This window comes from Mucilaginibacter xinganensis (genome assembly GCF_002257585.1).
GTDB lineage: Bacteria > Bacteroidota > Bacteroidia > Sphingobacteriales > Sphingobacteriaceae > Mucilaginibacter > Mucilaginibacter xinganensis.
The window spans coordinates 3,650,717-3,667,875 of the sequence record NZ_CP022743.1 but is presented as its reverse complement, the minus strand read 5'-3'; the positions used below and the strand labels follow the sequence as shown (position 1 = coordinate 3,667,875).

Below are 17,159 nucleotides of genomic sequence, written 5' to 3'. Positions count from 1 at the left end.
TTATAAAGCTGCATACCAGGCTAAGCTTTCGCAAAGTTCGGCATCTGTACATATATTATCAAGGCTGCATTGGCCTATGCTTGTCAATAATGTGCAATTTATTTTTCCGTTTTGGTTCTTTTTATCTTTCAGCATAATGGCACACAAGGTTTCATAATTAGCAGCCGCCAGGTTATACTTTGGGTACAGGCTGTTGATTACCGTTACGATTTCAGTTAAATGATCACTGCTTAGTCCGGTTTTTTTATGCGACAGATAGGCCTCACAGATCATCCCCAACGCTATGGCTTCACCATGGGTTAAAGGATCTTTGTCATTTATCAGTGAATTGGTTTCAACCGCGTGGCCAATGGTGTGCCCAAAGTTAAGGGCCTTACGAATTCCGTTTTCTTTAGGATCTTCAATAACAACTTCATTTTTGATCTCAACAGACCGGTAAATCAGTTCGGCCGAAGGTATGCTCAGGTCGCTGTTTTTTAATGCTGCCCAGTAAGCGGCATCTTTTATAAGACCATGTTTAAGCATTTCGGCAGTTCCTGACAGTATTTGCCTTGCGGGTAGTGTCTTTAAAAATTCATCTGCGATAAATACCGCCTTTGGCTGGGTAAAGGTGCCGATGATATTTTTAATATTATCCATATCTATCCCCGTTTTGCCGCCTACAGAGGCATCTACCTGTGACAAGAGGGTAGTTGGAACGTGCACAAAATCTATCCCACGTTTAAAGGTTGAGGCAGCAAATCCGCCCATGTCGGTTATCACGCCGCCACCGAGGTTGATCAGAAGGCTTTTACGATCCGCTTCGAAATCAATCAGCATTTTCCAGATCCCGATGCAAAAATCAATAGTCTTGCTTTCTTCACCAGAGTTAACTTCTATAATATCAAAGTTTTCATGCCCTGCAAACTGTGCCTGGATGAGTGGGAGGCAATCAATTGAAGTATGCTCATCTGTTAATATAAACGATCTTGAATAATTGCCGGCCTTAACAAACTTTTCGAGTTCCGCTATACTGTCCTCGAAGTATATGGGGTAATTATCGCTCTGAATGGTTTTCATAATTATATAACTCTGATAGTTTCACCCCTGAATTCAACTGTATCTCCTTTTTTTACCTTAAGACGTTTGCGGTAATCAATATGTCCATTATACATCACTTCGCCCTCTGTAACAACTATTTGCGCTTCGCCGCCGGTTTGCACCAGGTTCACAGCTTTTAACAATTGGATCATGGGGATGTAGTCGCCGGTAACTTTAAATTCTATCATCAGGCAACAAAAATAAACTATTCAACGAATAATGAGATATTTGGCTTGCAATTTATAATTTTGCAAACTGGTTTATATTTCACAGATCATAATTTAGGGTTATTTCCCATTTATTATCAACTGTTAAATATGAATCATGTACTAACTGACCATGATCGAAAAAAACAACTTATCCTTTGAAAATACGGAGATTGCTTTCCGTCATTCTTCAAATTCCGACCTTAAACGTGCGTACTGGTTATTCAGGGTGATCAACGTTAACTTTTTAGTTAAAATAGGGCCTCCAATTACTAATTGGGCTATAAAAATTGGCCTGCCAATTAAGGGACTTATTAAAGCAACTATATTTAAACATTTTTGCGGTGGCGAAACCATTGCTGAATGTGATAAAACCATAAAAAACTTAAATATTGGTGGTGTAGGTACCATCCTTGACTATTCGATAGAAGGTGAGGACGACGAACTTGTGTTTGATAATACCCGCGATGAAATTATCCGCACAATAGAAAGGGCCGCAGTGGATAAAGCGGTACCCATTACGGTTTTTAAGGTTACAGGCGTGGCCCGTTTCTCGTTATTGGAGAAGCTTGACGCAAAGGCACAACTGAGCATAGCCGAGCAGGAGGAATGGGAAAAAGTTCAGGCCCGGGTACTTGCTATTTGTGAAAAGGCACATTCGGTGGGCATACCAGTAATGATTGATGCCGAGGAAAGCTGGATTCAGCAGACAATTGATATGCTGGCTTTGGACATGATGCACCTGTATAATGCAGAAAAGGCGATAGTTTATAATACCTACCAGCTATACCGTCATGATAAACTGGCCTCCTTAAAAAACGACCATGCTATTGCCGTTAAAGGTGGATTTATATTAGGTGCCAAACTGGTTCGTGGTGCCTATATGGAAAAGGAGCGTAAACGCGCCGAAGAAATGGGATACTTATCGCCGATTCAGCCTGACAAACGATCATCAGATAAAGACTATGATGCCGCTCTTGATTATTGCACCGATCATATTGAAACGCTTGCTTTTGTTGCAGGGACACATAATGAAGAAAGTTGCCGCGTATTGGCCGAACTTTTGGATAGAAAAAAAATTGATCATAAAAACCCGCATGTGTATTTTTCGCAGTTGTTGGGTATGAGCGATAATTTGAGCTTTAACCTTGCCAACTCCAACTATAATGTTGCAAAATATGTTCCTTATGGGCCTATTAAAGCTGTTTTGCCGTACCTATTCAGGAGGGCACAGGAAAACACCGCTATTGCCGGGCAGATGAGCCGGGAATTAAGCTTGATTGTAAAGGAGGTTGAAAGGAGAAAGATAGCCCGGTAATTAATTTTGTTGGTCCGGGTTTCAATCAGTTTGTTATACCCAAAGTGCAGCTATCGCACATACAAGTGCCGTTGTCATAACTAAAACGCCGAGTTTTAAAAATACCCACGCACTAATGCTTATTCCTTCGCGGCGCAAGGCTACCAACCATAAAATGGTAGCAAGGGAGCCCGTAATAGAAAGATTTGGCCCCAGGTCTATACCTATCAGTACGGCACTTTTTATGATTTCGGGTATGTGGACGGCCTGTAATACGTTCCCTGCTATCAGACCGACAGGCAGGTTGTTCATCAGGTTACTGGCAACGGCTATAATCAATCCGCTGCTCCACGTTGTGTCGGTAACAGAATTGGCTGTACCCTGCTCAAGCAAAGCGGCAAGGGTATGCGTTATACCTGTTTTATCAAGCGCTTCAACTATCACAAACAGCCCCGCAACCAGCGGCAGTACCGACCATGAAATCCCCTTCACGACCGACCATGGATTTTTTTTAGCCCGTAAAATTACGATTGCCGATGTAAGTACGCCGGTAATAGCTGTGGGCAAGCCAAGCTGAACATCAAATGCCGAAGCAGCAAGCAAAATTAAGGCTGTAGCAATAATGCCAACTATTGCCGTTTTCCCGCCCTGTGAAAGCGCAGGGATTTCTATTTCTGTTGCTATGGGTTGCTTTAATTCATGTCGCTGGGTATAGCGTAACACAAAGTAAGTAACTGTAATGGCAGCAATGGATGGCAAAATATAGGTTGGGAGCCAATGTAACAACGATGGCATATGGCTGCCGTATATTACCAGGTTTGCAGGGTTGGATATAGGCAGAACAAACGATGCTGCATTGGCAATAAAAGCGCAGATCAGTAAAAAAGGAAGCGGCTTGTTTACCTTAGCTGCTTTAGCCGCAGCCGCTACGGCCGGGGTGAGCACAACTGCTGTTGCATCATTTGATAAAAATGCCGTAACAAGAATACCTACCAGGTAAATCAAAAGAAAAAGCCTGCCCGCTGATCCTTTAGCCTGCCTTGTGGCATGCGCAGCCAGCCAGTCGAATAGTTTCTCTTCTCTTGCTGTTTCAGCAAGCAGCATCATTCCGGTTAAAAACAGGTAAACATCGGTGCCGTTATTGATACCGCTTAGGCCTTCGGAGGGCGAGATAAGCTTTGTTGCTATTAGTAAAATGGCGCCGGCTAAAGCCCAAATAAATTCGGGCACCTTAAATGGCCGGATAATAACGCCTGCTATAGCTAAAAATGATATGATCCAGATAAACAGGTGTGCCATGTAATATTTGTCAAAGATGTAAATTCAGATGAAAAACAGAAATAACGACAGATGTTTTTTATTTATGAAGTTTTTCCATAACCTGTTGCGATATTTCAATGCTCAGCAGGAGCGGCTTAGAGGTAATTTTATGAAAACCAAACAAATGCGCCAATAAATCCTTATCTTACAAAAACTTATTTTATTTATGGCAGCAAAACTTCCGGCCACAGTACTTCAAAAAGAGAATTTTAAGACCAGGTTTTCTGAAATAGTAAAAGGCAATGACAATATAAAAGACAAGTACACTATCCAATTTTTTGATACTGCTGTAAAAAGTAACTATGTAATTAATGGATTGGACGGAAAATCAATGAATATTATTCCCCATTTATCATTTGATGAACTGGAGAGCTACCGTGATTTGAAAAATCATTGGCAAAGCAAATAGCTAAACGCTTTTATGGCTGGGTGATTTAAGCCGGGCCATTTTTCAACAACCGTTGCAGCGGCGTTCCTGATTGCCTACATTCGGCCCCATTCATGAAAGTAATCATCGCCGAAAAACCATCTGTTGCCAGAGAAATTGCCAAAGTTTTTGGCGCCACCACCAAAAAGGATGGCTATATGGAGGGCAAAGGTTATACTTTTACCTGGGCCTTTGGGCATTTATTGCAGCTTGCCCCACCGCAGGAGTATGGGTTTTACGGCTGGAATGTTCAAAACCTTCCGATGTTGCCCCCAAAGTTTAAGCTTTCTATAAGGAAGGTAAAAACCAAAGAAGGCATGGTTGATGATCCCTCTGTAAAAAAACAACTGGATATTATTAAAGGGCTTTTTGATGAAGCTACAGAAATTATAGTGGCTACGGATGCCGGGCGCGAGGGAGAACTTATTTTCCGCTATATCTACTACTATTTAAAATGTAAAAAGCCTTTTAAGCGTTTGTGGATCTCCTCGCAAACTGACGAAGCCATTAAGGAAGGATTCAGGAACCTTAAGCCGGGATCTGACTACGATACGCTCTTCAATTCGGCGCATTGCCGTTCACAGTCTGACTGGCTGGTTGGGATGAACGCCACGCAGGCGCTCAGCTTATCGTCAGGCACAAGAGCTGTGCTTTCGCTGGGGCGGGTGCAAACCCCAACGCTGGCAATGATCTGCTCCCGTTTTTTGGAAAATAAGAATTTTGTGCCGCAACTTTATTACCAGGCTGCTATACAGGTAGATAAAGAAGGGCAAACCTTTCGTGCAATGTCTGTTGAAAGCTATAAAACAAAGGAAGAGGCGCAAAAGATAATTGATGATGTTGAAGATGTTGCATCAGGATTTCCCACCGGCGGATACGTTATTAATGTGGAAGCCAAGCCCCGCAAAGAGCCGCCGCCGCTGCTGCATGATTTGAGTAGCTTGCAGCAGGAAGCTAATAAAAAGAAAGGGTTTACTGCCGACCAAACGCTTACCCTGTTACAAGGCCTTTATGAAAGCAAGCTGGTTACCTATCCACGTACAGGCAGCAGATATATAGGGGATGATGTATTTGCCGAAGTACCTGCATTGCTCGCCAAATTTACAAACCATCCTGATTTTGGTAAACAGGCAAACTTATTGCTGCAAAGCAAGCTGAACAAACGTAGTGTTAATGCCAAAAAGGTAACAGATCACCATGCCATATTGCCTACAGGGGAAACGGCACACCAGCTAACTCCGGACAAGCAGGCCATTTATGACTTGGTTGTTGGCAGGATGCTGGAGGCATTTAACCAGGATTGTATTAAGGAAGTAACTAAGATCACCGTAGAATCGGGCAGTAAATTTACGGCCAGCGGAACCGTGATCCATACTGCGGGGTGGCGCGCGATATTTAATGAAGCCGATGAAGAGAAAAAAGACGAAGAGAATGCATCCCTTCCAAAAGTTGTGCAGGGCGAACACCTGCCGGTAACCAATAAGGCCTTATTAGAAAAACAGACCAAACCCAAACCGTTATATAATGAAGCCAGCCTTTTAAAGGCCCTGGAAACAGCGGGGAAAGAAATAGATGACGAAGAACTACGCTATGCCATGAAAGAAAGCGGACTGGGCACACCCGCAACCCGCGCTGCAATAATTGAAACCCTGATAAAAAGAGATTACATCCTGCGCGAAAAGAAGAACCTGGTGCCAACAGCTACAGGTCTTTCCGTTTACAATGTGGTAAAAAGCCAAAAAATAGCACAGGCAGAACTGACGGGTACCTGGGAAAAACGGTTGGAAGAAATTAGGTCCGGTGCCTCTGTTGCGGACTTCCAGGAGGAGATAAAAACCTACACGCGTACCATTACCCGTGAGCTATTGCAAGCCGGCACTTTAATGAAGAATACCTAACTAAAATCTACGTTGTTTTTAAAGGAAATACCAGCAACGGGATTTTTTGTAGCGATAATGCTTCTTTTGTTGTGCTTTTTTGCAACAGCCGTCCGAAAAATGAATGTTGATGATGGGAGAGGGCCAGTATGCCGGCGTCGGTTTCTTCGCATAAACGGTTCAGTCTTTTAATCACGTTGTTTCCGCGCACGTTTTTGTAGACGATGTGTGAATAGGTTAGTTTTGACACTTCTGCTTTAAGAGAAAACTGCAAATCCTTTTTATATTCATTGTTTTTACCGGGCAGTGCTACGTGAACAATCTCCAGCTCAAAATCGAATAGCTTCGCCAGATTAACAAGGTATTGAATGGCTACTATATCTTCGGCCTCAAAATCAGTAGCAAAAACCACTTTAGTCAATTTTTGAAGATTGGACTCCATGGGGACAACTAAGACAGGGCAAGTGGCTTTTTGCATAACGGCGTTGGTGTCGCTGCCAAGTAATATGTGTTCAAGTGAACTGCCTGACCGGGCACCCATTACAATTATTTCAACGTTTTTAGTTTCAATAAGGCTTAAAACATTACCGCCGAGGCTGCCTTCACCAAGCTGGCAGCTGATCACCGGTTTATAGCCATACTTATCTAGCTTGTCAATAAAGGGTTGCAGGTATCCGGCAAGTTTATCTAAATGTGCTCTGCTCTCTGCCTCAAGTTCAATGGAAGCGTTGGAAGCCAGCGGCCCGCCTTCATAATTGGGAATCACTACAGCTCCAAGGAAGGTATGGTATAACAGCAGGTTGGCATTCAGCTTGCCGCCGAATATTACACTTAATTCTGCCGCATGGGCAGCATTTTCAGATAAATCAGTAAGTACCAGGATATTTTTCATGGTCTGGATTAATAAAGATTGTGTAATCCAAATATTCAAGTAATCTGCTTATTATTAAATGATTGCGGTCATTTATCGGTTTGATTAAAAGCACTATATTAAATTAGCCTGACTATCATATAGCTAAGATGATTGGTTCCATGATGCAATTGTCTCCCTTTTCTCCATAACAGCAAGGTAGCCTGCTTCAAATATTTTATCCGCATATTTTGTTTCAAACATAGTGTAACCGCCAAGGTAGGGTTCCACAAAAACATCACAAAGCAATGAATTTATTAACACAGTATGCCCAATGGCCAGGTGGAAACATTTTTCCATTACTTCCAGCCGTCCCCATTTTTTAGGTTTGTGGGGGTAAAGTTTGTTTACGTGTGAACCTATTAATTTATCGCACTTGTCCCTGATGCAGCTTGCCGGTAAATTATCCAGCACGCCGCCGTCAACATAGTACAGCCCGTTAATGTTAACCGGCTGAAATATTCCCGGAACGGCCGTTGAGCTAACTACCGTTTCAAATAGCGGGCCCTTTGAAAAAGTAGCGGATACGCCACTATCCAGGTCGGTGGCTGTTACGTACAAAGGGATTTGCAGTGCGCCGAAATCATCAACAGGGATGGCTGACCTTAATACCTCCCTGATGCCCGCAGATGAAAAAAGACCCACAGGAGATAACACGGTTTTTAACACACTGAAGGAGCTATGTTCCTTCACCATCTCAAGAATTTTTAACGCAGAGTTGCCGGCAGCGTACAGCGCGCCAATTAGCGCACCGGCACTGACACCTGAGATCACCCCCGGACGGATGTTCATTTCCTCCAAGCCATGTAACAAACCAAGATGTGCAATGCAGCGCGCGCCTCCGCCCGAAAGTACTAGTCCTGTTTTCATATAGATATTTACTATTAAACTTTTCCGGACTAAGTTAATACACTTATCTGATGTTGCTTTTGTCCGGCAACACAATATGTGAAATGAAAGCTGTAAATTAGCAATTGGTCAAAAAGGTTTATTTTACCTTTATATGCTGTTAATGTCCCTGAAAATCATGCAAAATAACTGGCTGAAAAGCATACTGTTCTTCGTTTTGGCCAGCGTATCGTTGAGCAGTTGCGGCCAGGGCGAAAAGAAAACTAATCCTGTTGATTCATTAAAAAAAAGCTGGAGTCAAACTATTCCCGGTAATTTCAGTGATCAGTCTAAAGCTATTTTTGATAGCACGGAACTTGTTAGCTTTATAAAAAATTACCCTGACTTTAAACCCTACACTGCTGATATTGGCGATTTTTATAAAAGGAGGAAGTATTCCTACGCGTGGTTTAATGACGGTGTGCTGATTGAGCAGGCAGGCAATTTGTTTAGCCGGGTAAGTAATCTGCAGGATGAGGGCGTTTATAAAAGCGCGCCTTATCAAAAAGTACTCGACTCGTTAGTATACAATAGTAAAAAGGAAGGTACTGACGTACAATTGGAACTAATGCTTACCGCACAATATTTTGTATTTTCGAAACTGGCCTGGAACGGTATGAGCAGTACTGTAAGCAAATCTTTAAACTGGTATCTACCCCGAAAGAAAGTAGCGTATAACGAATACCTTGACAGTATTCTAAAAATAAAGGGTAAGGCGGCGCCGGCAACTGAGCCAGTTTATCGCCAGTATGAATTGTTACGTAATTATTTAAGTAAATACAGGAAGCTGGATTCACTGGATAACTGGCTCCCTTTTACTATTAAAAAAGGGTCTGTTAAACCCGGGGATACTTCGTCAGTTATTCCGCTTGTGAAGGCTCGTTTATATAAACTTGGAGACTATCATGCAGATACCGTAAATAATAACTTTGATACTTTGCTGGCGACGGCTCTAAAACATTTTCAGGCACGGCATGGCCTTATTAACAACGGGTTGCTTAACACCGCTACTGTTGCTGAATTGAATGTGCCGTTGAAAAGCCGGATTAAGCAGCTGTTGGTGAATATGGAACGTTGCCGGTGGCTCCCCCTTAGCTTAAATTCTGATTACCTGGTGGTGAATATTCCGGAGTTTAAATTACATGTTTACCATGCTGATAGCTTATTGTGGAGCTGTAACGTGGTAGTGGGGCAAACAGTGCACCAAACTACCGTGTTTTATGGTGAGATACAATACATTGTATTTAGCCCTTACTGGAACGTGCCACCCTCCATAGTACAAAAAGAAGTGCTGCCGGCAATGAGGAAACGAGCCAATTACCTGGCTAAAGAGCATATGGAAATAACCGGTTACAGAGATGGGTTGCCGGTTGTGAGGCAAAAACCAGGTCCGGAGAATTCATTGGGACTGGTGAAATTCCTTTTCCCTAACAGTTATAATATCTACCTGCACGACACGCCGTCTAAATCGTTATTCAGTGAATCATCAAGAGGTTTTAGCCACGGGTGCATCCGCATACAGGAGCCTTTTAAATTGGCTACTTTCTTACTAAAAGATTACCCGGCCTGGAGTACAGCCAAAATAGACCAGGCAATGGACTCGGGCAAAGAGCAAACCGTAACGCTAACTAAAAAAGTGCCCGTATTTATTGCTTATTTCACTGCATTTATCGACCGCGACAACACTTTAAATTTCCGGAACGATATTTATAACCACGATGAAAAGCTTGCTTCAATGATCCTTTCAGGCAAAGGGGATTATTAACATAAAGCTGTTTTTTTAATTCAATTAGTTGTTGTGTTTTCTAATCGTTCCTTATTGTTTTATGATAAGGGTCATAATTCGCGGTGACCCGTGTCATTTAGTACCATTGCTTTATCGGGGATATTTGTAATGGTGTCAGTTTTGTTATTACTGTAGAAAACTACCGTAGGCAAATTTGATTTAAATAAAATAGTCATGAATAGTCCGGCTTTCAAGAATGCAAACGGAGTTGTAAATAACTGGTGGCTGATGCTGCTTGCAGGCATTGCCCTTATTGCCTTAGGGATAGGAACCATCGCATCGCCGCTACATGCTTATCTGTCATTGAGCCTGGTATTTGCCATAGGTATTTTAGCAGCGGGGATATTTGAAATTATATTTTCTCTTTCAAATACAGCAATGATTGGCTGGGGGTGGGCAATACTTGGCGGAATAGTGGATTTGTTAATAGGGGGATATTTGATCGCTTTTCCCGTAATTACAATGGTTTTGTTTCCTTTACTTGTCGGATTTTGGATTCTGATCCGCGGTTTTATGGCGGCCCGTAGTGCGTTTGAAATAAAAGCGTTTGGTTTGCCGGGCTGGGGCTGGTTGCTGCTAACCGGCCTGGTGATAATCCTGCTGGGTATTATGATTTTGTTAAATCCGGTATGGGGGATTGTTAATATTATTATCTGGACAGGGTTGGCTTTCATTGTCGGCGGCGCGTTCCGTATTTATCTTGCTGTTAAGCTAAGCAGATTAAAATGATAACCAATTCGATTCTGCTTGTTATGATATTTAAGTTTATATTTGCCACTAATTGAAAAAGCTTGTTGCCATATTATTTTTAACCCTTTACATGCTTTCTGCAACTGAGGCCCATCAGTTGCTTAAACTGCCTGCTGTTTTTAAACATTATGCAGAGCATCAAAAGGAAAATAAACACATCTCTTTTCTTAAGTTTTTAAACATGCATTATATGCATGGCAGCCCTAAAGACAAAGATTACAGGAAGGATATGGAACTTCCGTTCAAAAGCGCCGATAATTGCTCGGCCTCGCTTTCGCCCACTTTTATTAATGTAGTTACACAAGTTTTTATCAGCAAGGTAATAGATATCCCGGTAAGTACAACAAACACCCATCGGGAAGACTTCATTCCGTCTGCTTACATCTCCAATATCTGGCAGCCGCCAAAATCCTGTTAATTAATTCAAAATTTTAATTAATCACCGGTTGTACAAACTGTATTGCCGGGTGTGTTGCGCTTTATTCCGCAGCAGTTAAATCACTAATTTAATTTTATTATTATGCTTAACAGGATAATAGCTTTTTCCGTTCGGAACAAGCTCATCATCGGGCTATTTATATTTGCCCTTATTGGTTATGGCAGCTACCAGGTTACCCGGCTGCCTATTGATGCCGTACCTGATATTACCAATAATCAGGTACAGGTTATAACGATAGCACCCTCATTTGGAGCTACCGACATTGAACGGCTTGTTACATACCCCATTGAACAGGCCAATACTAATATTTCCGGAATGAAAGAGATCCGGAGTTTTTCAAGATTCGGGCTTTCGCTGGTAACCATTGTTTTTGACGATGCTACCGATATATACTGGGCCAGGCAACAGGTTGCCGAACGGTTGCAAAAGGTACAGTCGCAAATTCCTGCCGGAATAGGCTCGCCAGAATTGGGCCCGGTTAGTACTGGGCTTGGCGAAATTTACCAATATGTTGTGCGCCCGAGGCCGGGCTTTGAAAGTAAATACAATGAAACAGACCTGCGGACAATTCAGGATTGGATAGTTCGACGCCAGTTACTAGGCGTAAAAGGAATTGCCGAAGTAAGCAGTTTTGGCGGTAAGTTAAAACAATATTCAATTGAAGTTGACCCGAATAAACTGCTTGCCCACAATATTACGATAACCGATGTTTTTAAGGCGTTGGAAAATAACAACCAGAATACTGGTGGTGCTTATATCGAAAAGGGACCGACAGTGCTTTATATACGTACGCAGGGGCTTTTCGGCAGTACCGACGATATTAACAATACGGCTATTAAAACTACAACTGGTGGGGGCCCGCTGTTTATAAGGGATGTTGCCGATGTTAAAATTGGTTACGCCACCCGGTATGGAGCTATGTGTTATAACGACCAGGGCGAAGTGGCCGGTGCTGTAGTAATGATGCTAAAGGGCGCAAATAGCAGCCAGGTTATTAAAAATGTAAAAGAGCGTATTGCGCAAATTCAAAAAACGCTGCCTGAAGGTGTGGTGATTGAACCATTTCTTGACCGCACCAAAATGGTCAACAACGCAATTGGCACTGTAGCGAGAAACCTTTTTGAAGGCGCGCTGATTGTTGTTTTTGTTTTGGTGCTGTTCCTGGGGAATTTTAGGGCCGGTTTTTTGGTGGCTTCTGTTATTCCACTGGCTATGCTGTTTGCCATTATAATGATGAATTTATTTGGCGTCAGCGGAAACCTGATGAGCCTTGGCGCACTGGATTTTGGGCTTATTGTTGACGGGGCGGTAATTATTGTTGAAGCCGTTATGCACCGCTTAAGTCATAGCAAACATTTTGCAGGTACCAACAAAATTGACCAGACAACCATGGACGCAGAAGTAAACGGCTCTGCGAGTAAAATGATGAACAGCGCTGTTTTCGGGCAAATCATTATCCTGGTGGTGTACCTGCCCATTTTTACTTTACAGGGGATTGAAGGTAAAATGTTTAAACCCATGGCGCAAACAGTGGCCTTTGCGTTGCTGGGGGCTTTTATACTTTCTCTTACTTACATCCCTATGATGAGTTCGGTGTTTTTGAGCAAGACAATAAAGCACAAGCCAAATTTATCAGACAGGTTAATGGCCTGGGTTGAAAAAGGATATCAAAGCGCGTTAACCCGGGTGGTCAATTTTCCAAAATCAGTATTAGCCGGAGTGATCGGGCTGTTTATTATTGCGGCTTATGTTTTAACCACGCTGGGCGGTGAGTTTATACCGGCGCTTGAGGAAGGCGATTTTGCTGTAGATACCCGGGTATTAACAGGCAGTAGTTTAAATACTACTATAGTTAACACACAAAAAGCAGCACATATTTTAAAAACACAATTTCCGGAAGTAGAAAAAGTAGTTACCAAGATTGGCAGCGGGGAAGTGCCGACTGACCCTATGCCGATGGATGCCAGCGACATGATGGTGATTTTGAAACCCAAGAAAGAATGGACATCAGCCAAATCATTTAATGAACTGTCCGAAAAAATGGGTAAAGCTTTACAGTCCTTACCAGGTGTAACTGCTGGCTTCCAGTTCCCGGTGCAAATGCGTTTTAACGAACTGATGACCGGGGCAAGGCAAGACGTGGTGTTAAAAATATTTGGAGAGGACATGGATACCCTGGCCCGATATGCTGCCCGGTTGGGTAATATTATAAATACGGTGCAGGGTGCTAAAAACCTGTATGTGGAGGCCGTTGGCGGTATGCCGCAGGTAATTATAAGCTATAACCGAAACGCCATTGCTCAGTATAACCTGAATATTTCTGACATCAACAAAGTGGTGAACACTGCTTTGGCCGGCCAAAGCACCGGAACGTTATTTGAAGGTGAAAAACGCTTTGACGTTGTTGTACGCATCAGCGGTGAACAAAAAAAGGATTTAAAGGATATTCAGAACTTGTTAATACCCACATCGCAGGGAACACAAATTCCGCTTTACCAGCTGGCTGATGTTCAGATTAAAGACGGGCCTAATCAAATTCAGCGTGAAGATGCCAAACGAAGAATTGTGGTTGGTTTTAACGTTAGAGGCAGGGATGTGCAAAGTATTGTAAACGAACTGCAGGCCAAGGTTGATAAGCAACTGAAATTCCCGACCGGCTACTATGTGACCTACGGCGGAGCCTTTGAAAATCTTAACGCGGCTAAACAACGGTTAATGATTGCGGTGCCTGTTTCTTTACTGCTGATCTTCCTGCTGCTTTATTTCGCCTTTAACTCTATTAAGCAGGGCTTGCTGATCTATTCGGCAATTCCGTTATCTGCCATTGGCGGCATCCTGTTCCTCGCTCTGCGGGGCATGCCTTTCAGCATCAGTGCAGGGGTAGGGTTTATAGCGTTGTTTGGTGTAGCCGTACTAAATGGCATTGTATTAATTGCAGAGTTTAACCAGTTAAAAAAAGAAGGGTTGACCGATTTGAAAAGGATTGTACTAATGGGTACCAAGGTGCGGTTGAGGCCGGTGTTAATGACGGCTTTTGTTGCATCACTTGGTTTTTTCCCGATGGCCATTAGCAATGGTGCCGGTGCTGAGGTACAAAGGCCATTGGCTACGGTAGTAATTGGTGGATTGCTGATAGCTACTTTTTTAACCCTTTTTGTTTTGCCTGTTTTATATATGTTATTTGAAGGCGGTTTGAAAAAGAGGAAAAATAAAACCGGTAAAACAGCCGCCGTTGCAACCATACTTATGGTACTTGCAGCTTCCGGCACTGCATCTGCACAGCAAACTATTAAACTTAGTGCCGCAATTGACACCGCTTTAAAAAATAATCTGCAGGTGAAAAATGAGCAGTTAAAAGTACGGTATCAGCAAATTCTGATAAAAACAGGGGCCAATATTCCCCAGGCTGTGTTATTTGCGGAAGCCGGGCAGATCAATAGTGTTTATACCGACACCAGGTTTGGCATTTCGCAGTCCTTCAGCTTTCCATCGGTTTATACCAAACAAAAGGAACTGCTGCGGCAGGAATGGAAAAACAGCGTACTTACTGCTGCTGTTAAGGAGGCCGATTTAAAGAAACAGGTTTCGCAGGTATTTTATTCCTTTTTGTACATCAATCAAAAAAAGCAGTTATTGAAATATGCCGATAGTATTTATACTGAATTTTTTAAAAGGGCAGAATTACGGTTAGCAAAAGGCGAAAGTAACATACTGGAAAAAACAAGTGCCGAAACAATGCTCGGGCAAATCTACATGCAGTTAAACCAAACTAAACAAGATTCAGCCGTGTTACAATTGCAGTTTCAGTTGTTGTTAAATACCAGCACCCCTTTTGTTCCAGACGCAAAGGCATTCAAGATGGAATTGCTTGTTTTGCCTGACACCGGGGTATTGAAAGAGCATCCTGTCATGTTGTCTATCGGGCAGCAACAGCAAATAGCAGCTGCTGCCTTGCAGGTGGAAAAAAGCAAGCTTTTGCCTGATCTTTCTGTTGGGTACAACAACGTTAGTATGAAAGGCATGGGTGCCGATAATAAATTATACAATGGCGCTTATCGTTTTAGCGCTGTACAGGCAGGTATCGGAATCCCTATATTTTCAAAGGCGCAGCAGGCGAAAGTAAACAGTGCAAAGCTAAATAAACAAATAGCCGAAGCCAGCTTCGTTATAGGGCTTCAAAATATAACCACGGAGTATAGTTCGGCTTTATTCCGGTATCACAGGTACCTTGAATCAGTACGGTATTATGAAAGTAAAGCGCTAAAAAATGCTAACCTTATTACCAGCACCGTAAACATGCAACTGGCCGCAGGCACAATCAATTACCTGGAATGGGTGCAGTTGATTAACCAGGCCACAACCGTTAAAAACGACTATGTGGATGCTGTAAAAAGCCTTAATGACGCTATTATACAACTTAATTATTTCGCTAATAAATAAAATTATGAAATCTATCATATCTGTAATCGCCATAGTTTGCTTGTTATCAGCATGTGGCGGTAAAAAAAAGGCCGGGGACGAAACTGCGCAGCCGGTTAATCCAAATTTGGTTACGTTAACTAATGAGCAGTTTAAAAATGCTGCACTCCAAACCGGCAAAATGGAGCAAAAGGAAGTATCTACTATATTGAAGCTTAACGGTAAAATTGATGTGCCGCCACAAAACATGGTGTCTATCAGTGTTCCTCTCGGTGGCTATTTAAAATCAACCGCATTGTTACCGGGTATGCACGTGATTAAGGGCGATGTAATAGCCGTTATGGAAGACCAGCAATACATCCAATTACAGCAGGATTATCTCACCGCGAAAGCCAAAATTATCTTTCTGGAAAATGAATATAAACGGCAGAGGGATCTTAATCAAAGCAAAGCCAGCAGCGATAAAATTTACCAACAGGCCGAGGCTGACTACAGGAGCCAGCAGGTATTGGTAACTTCACTTTCTGAGAAATTAAAGCTGGCCGGGATAAATATTAAAAGCATTAATGATACACATATCAATAGAAGCGTTAATATTTATTCACCTATCAGCGGTTATGTTTCTAAGGTGAATGTAAATATTGGTAAGTATGTATCGCCTACTGAAGTGCTTTTTGAATTGGTTAACCCAACAGATATACATCTTGCATTAAAGGTATATGAGAAAGACCTGGACAAACTATTTATTGGACAAAAAGTAACAGCCTTCACCAATAATCAGCCCGGTAAAAAATATCCCTGTACAATTTTATTAATAGCTAAGGACTTATCGGCCGATAGGAACGCAGACGTACATTGCCATTTTGAACTGTTTGATAAAACACTTGTACCCGGAACTTATATGAATGCGGAGATAAGAGTGAAAAATCAAAAGGCCAATGTTTTACCTTCGGATGCATTGGTGCAATATGAAGGCAAGCAGTTCGTTTTTAAAGTAATGGGTAATCGTCAGTTCGAGATGACCGAAGTTACCGCCGGGGAAAGTGAAAATGGATATACTCAAATTTTGCAGGCAGATAAAGGGGATTTGATGAATGCGGGGTTTGTCACAAAAGGCGCTTATTCATTGTTAATGATGATGAAGAATAAATCTGAATAACTACCTTTTTTAAATTCTTTAATAAAACAAAACCACGATTTAGGATCCTAAATCGTGGTTTTGTTTTATTGCGCTGTCAAGGGACAAAATGATTCTTAGCGTTTCATCGCTCTATCCATCTCCACCTTTGTGTCGCGTTCTTTCAAAGTTTCGCGTTTATCAAAGGTTTTTTTACCCTGGGCAAGGCCTATTTCTAATTTGGCAAAACCACGTTCACTGATAAATAATGCAAGTGGCACAATGGTTAATCCTTTTTCTTCGCCGCGGGTTTGCAGCTTTTTCAATTCTTTTTTGGTGAGCAGTAATACACGGTCGCGTTTGGCTTCGTGGTTGTAGAACGATCCAAAGCTATATTCGGCTATATGCAAGTTTCTGACATATAACTGGTCATTTATAAATGTGCAAAAGGCATCATTAATATTGGCTTTACCATCCCGGATAGATTTGATTTCGGTGCCCAGTAATTTTATACCTGCAATGTATTTATCAAGTATATGGTACTCAAAATAGGCCTTTTTGTTCTTTATATAAATATCCTGGTTCATCAGTGCAAATATGCAAATTATTTTTGGCGGAGTAAGAAAGGCCGGCCTCGCCAAAA

The 17,159-nt window shown here is 42.2% G+C and carries 14 protein-coding genes; 8 read left to right on the top strand and 6 right to left on the bottom strand.

Features of this window, described 5'->3' with window-relative positions:
- Together aroB and MuYL_RS16090 are read right to left on the bottom strand one after the other, a co-directional pair.
- On the bottom strand, window positions 1–1,059 hold the full coding sequence (gene aroB, locus MuYL_RS16095; protein WP_094571535.1) for a 3-dehydroquinate synthase: 1,059 nt from the start codon (window positions 1,057–1,059) through the stop codon (window positions 1–3).
- Window positions 1,060–1,061: 2 nt separating this feature from the next.
- Entirely contained in the window at window positions 1,062–1,268 is a 207-nt protein-coding gene (locus tag MuYL_RS16090; RefSeq protein ID WP_094571534.1) for an RNA-binding S4 domain-containing protein, read from the bottom strand.
- A gap of 151 nt (window positions 1,269–1,419) precedes the next feature.
- Here MuYL_RS16090 and MuYL_RS16085 point away from each other — a divergent pair, with 151 nt between their 5' ends.
- Complete coding sequence (locus tag MuYL_RS16085) at window positions 1,420–2,604, top strand: proline dehydrogenase family protein (protein WP_094571533.1); 1,185 nt, start codon at window positions 1,420–1,422, stop codon at window positions 2,602–2,604.
- Window positions 2,605–2,637: 33 nt separating this feature from the next.
- Here the strand turns inward: MuYL_RS16085 and MuYL_RS16080 are convergent, their stop codons facing one another.
- Complete coding sequence (locus MuYL_RS16080) at window positions 2,638–3,882, bottom strand: arsenic transporter (protein WP_094571532.1); 1,245 nt, start codon at window positions 3,880–3,882, stop codon at window positions 2,638–2,640.
- 187 nt (window positions 3,883–4,069) lie between these two features.
- Here MuYL_RS16080 and MuYL_RS16075 point away from each other — a divergent pair, with 187 nt between their 5' ends.
- Both MuYL_RS16075 and MuYL_RS16070 read left to right on the top strand, forming a co-directional pair.
- Window positions 4,070–4,312 (top strand): hypothetical protein, encoded by a 243-nt coding sequence (locus MuYL_RS16075; protein ID WP_094571531.1) that lies wholly within the window; start codon window positions 4,070–4,072, stop codon window positions 4,310–4,312.
- A gap of 92 nt (window positions 4,313–4,404) precedes the next feature.
- Window positions 4,405–6,228, top strand: a complete 1,824-nt coding sequence (locus tag MuYL_RS16070) for a DNA topoisomerase 3 (protein WP_094571530.1) — start codon at window positions 4,405–4,407, stop codon at window positions 6,226–6,228.
- 7 nt (window positions 6,229–6,235) lie between these two features.
- On the opposite strand, the gene MuYL_RS16065 is transcribed toward MuYL_RS16070, so the two are convergent.
- Together MuYL_RS16065 and MuYL_RS16060 are read right to left on the bottom strand one after the other, a co-directional pair.
- Window positions 6,236–7,099, bottom strand: coding sequence for a universal stress protein (locus MuYL_RS16065; RefSeq protein ID WP_094571529.1), 864 nt, complete (start codon window positions 7,097–7,099; stop codon window positions 6,236–6,238).
- Between the two features lie 123 nt (window positions 7,100–7,222).
- Window positions 7,223–7,987, bottom strand: coding sequence for a patatin-like phospholipase family protein (locus MuYL_RS16060; protein WP_094571528.1), 765 nt, complete (start codon window positions 7,985–7,987; stop codon window positions 7,223–7,225).
- Window positions 7,988–8,129: 142 nt separating this feature from the next.
- On the opposite strand from MuYL_RS16060, the gene MuYL_RS16055 reads away from it, so the two are divergent.
- The 5 genes from MuYL_RS16055 (at window position 8,130) to MuYL_RS16035 (ending at window position 16,558) form a co-directional block, all read left to right on the top strand.
- On the top strand, window positions 8,130–9,770 hold the full coding sequence (locus MuYL_RS16055) for a L,D-transpeptidase family protein (RefSeq protein WP_094572985.1): 1,641 nt from the start codon (window positions 8,130–8,132) through the stop codon (window positions 9,768–9,770).
- A 195-nt stretch (window positions 9,771–9,965) separates the two neighbouring features.
- Window positions 9,966–10,520, top strand: coding sequence for an HdeD family acid-resistance protein (locus tag MuYL_RS16050; RefSeq protein ID WP_094571527.1), 555 nt, complete (start codon window positions 9,966–9,968; stop codon window positions 10,518–10,520).
- Between the two features lie 52 nt (window positions 10,521–10,572).
- Window positions 10,573–10,959, top strand: a complete 387-nt coding sequence (locus MuYL_RS16045) for a hypothetical protein (protein WP_094571526.1) — start codon at window positions 10,573–10,575, stop codon at window positions 10,957–10,959.
- Between the two features lie 102 nt (window positions 10,960–11,061).
- Complete coding sequence (locus tag MuYL_RS16040; protein WP_094571525.1) at window positions 11,062–15,420, top strand: CusA/CzcA family heavy metal efflux RND transporter; 4,359 nt, start codon at window positions 11,062–11,064, stop codon at window positions 15,418–15,420.
- A gap of 4 nt (window positions 15,421–15,424) precedes the next feature.
- Entirely contained in the window at window positions 15,425–16,558 is a 1,134-nt protein-coding gene (locus MuYL_RS16035; protein ID WP_094572984.1) for an efflux RND transporter periplasmic adaptor subunit, read from the top strand.
- A gap of 95 nt (window positions 16,559–16,653) precedes the next feature.
- On the opposite strand, the gene smpB is transcribed toward MuYL_RS16035, so the two are convergent.
- Complete coding sequence (smpB, locus tag MuYL_RS16030) at window positions 16,654–17,103, bottom strand: SsrA-binding protein SmpB (RefSeq protein WP_094571524.1); 450 nt, start codon at window positions 17,101–17,103, stop codon at window positions 16,654–16,656.
- Between the last annotated feature and the right edge of the window lie 56 nt (window positions 17,104–17,159).

What these genes read in the sequence shown, in the direction of transcription:
- aroB (WP_094571535.1), bottom strand. Translation starts at nt 1,059, where the DNA reads ATGAAAACCATTCAGAGCGATAATTACCCCATATACTTCGAGGACAGT.
- MuYL_RS16090 (WP_094571534.1), bottom strand. Translation starts at nt 1,268, where the DNA reads ATGATAGAATTTAAAGTTACCGGCGACTACATCCCCATGATCCAATTG.
- MuYL_RS16085 (WP_094571533.1), top strand. Translation starts at nt 1,420, where the DNA reads ATGATCGAAAAAAACAACTTATCCTTTGAAAATACGGAGATTGCTTTC.
- MuYL_RS16080 (WP_094571532.1), bottom strand. Translation starts at nt 3,882, where the DNA reads ATGGCACACCTGTTTATCTGGATCATATCATTTTTAGCTATAGCAGGC.
- MuYL_RS16075 (WP_094571531.1), top strand. Translation starts at nt 4,070, where the DNA reads ATGGCAGCAAAACTTCCGGCCACAGTACTTCAAAAAGAGAATTTTAAG.
- MuYL_RS16070 (WP_094571530.1), top strand. Translation starts at nt 4,405, where the DNA reads ATGAAAGTAATCATCGCCGAAAAACCATCTGTTGCCAGAGAAATTGCC.
- MuYL_RS16065 (WP_094571529.1), bottom strand. Translation starts at nt 7,099, where the DNA reads ATGAAAAATATCCTGGTACTTACTGATTTATCTGAAAATGCTGCCCAT.
- MuYL_RS16060 (WP_094571528.1), bottom strand. Translation starts at nt 7,987, where the DNA reads ATGAAAACAGGACTAGTACTTTCGGGCGGAGGCGCGCGCTGCATTGCA.
- MuYL_RS16055 (WP_094572985.1), top strand. Translation starts at nt 8,130, where the DNA reads ATGTCCCTGAAAATCATGCAAAATAACTGGCTGAAAAGCATACTGTTC.
- MuYL_RS16050 (WP_094571527.1), top strand. Translation starts at nt 9,966, where the DNA reads ATGAATAGTCCGGCTTTCAAGAATGCAAACGGAGTTGTAAATAACTGG.
- MuYL_RS16040 (WP_094571525.1), top strand. Translation starts at nt 11,062, where the DNA reads ATGCTTAACAGGATAATAGCTTTTTCCGTTCGGAACAAGCTCATCATC.
- MuYL_RS16035 (WP_094572984.1), top strand. Translation starts at nt 15,425, where the DNA reads ATGAAATCTATCATATCTGTAATCGCCATAGTTTGCTTGTTATCAGCA.
- smpB (WP_094571524.1), bottom strand. Translation starts at nt 17,103, where the DNA reads ATGAACCAGGATATTTATATAAAGAACAAAAAGGCCTATTTTGAGTAC.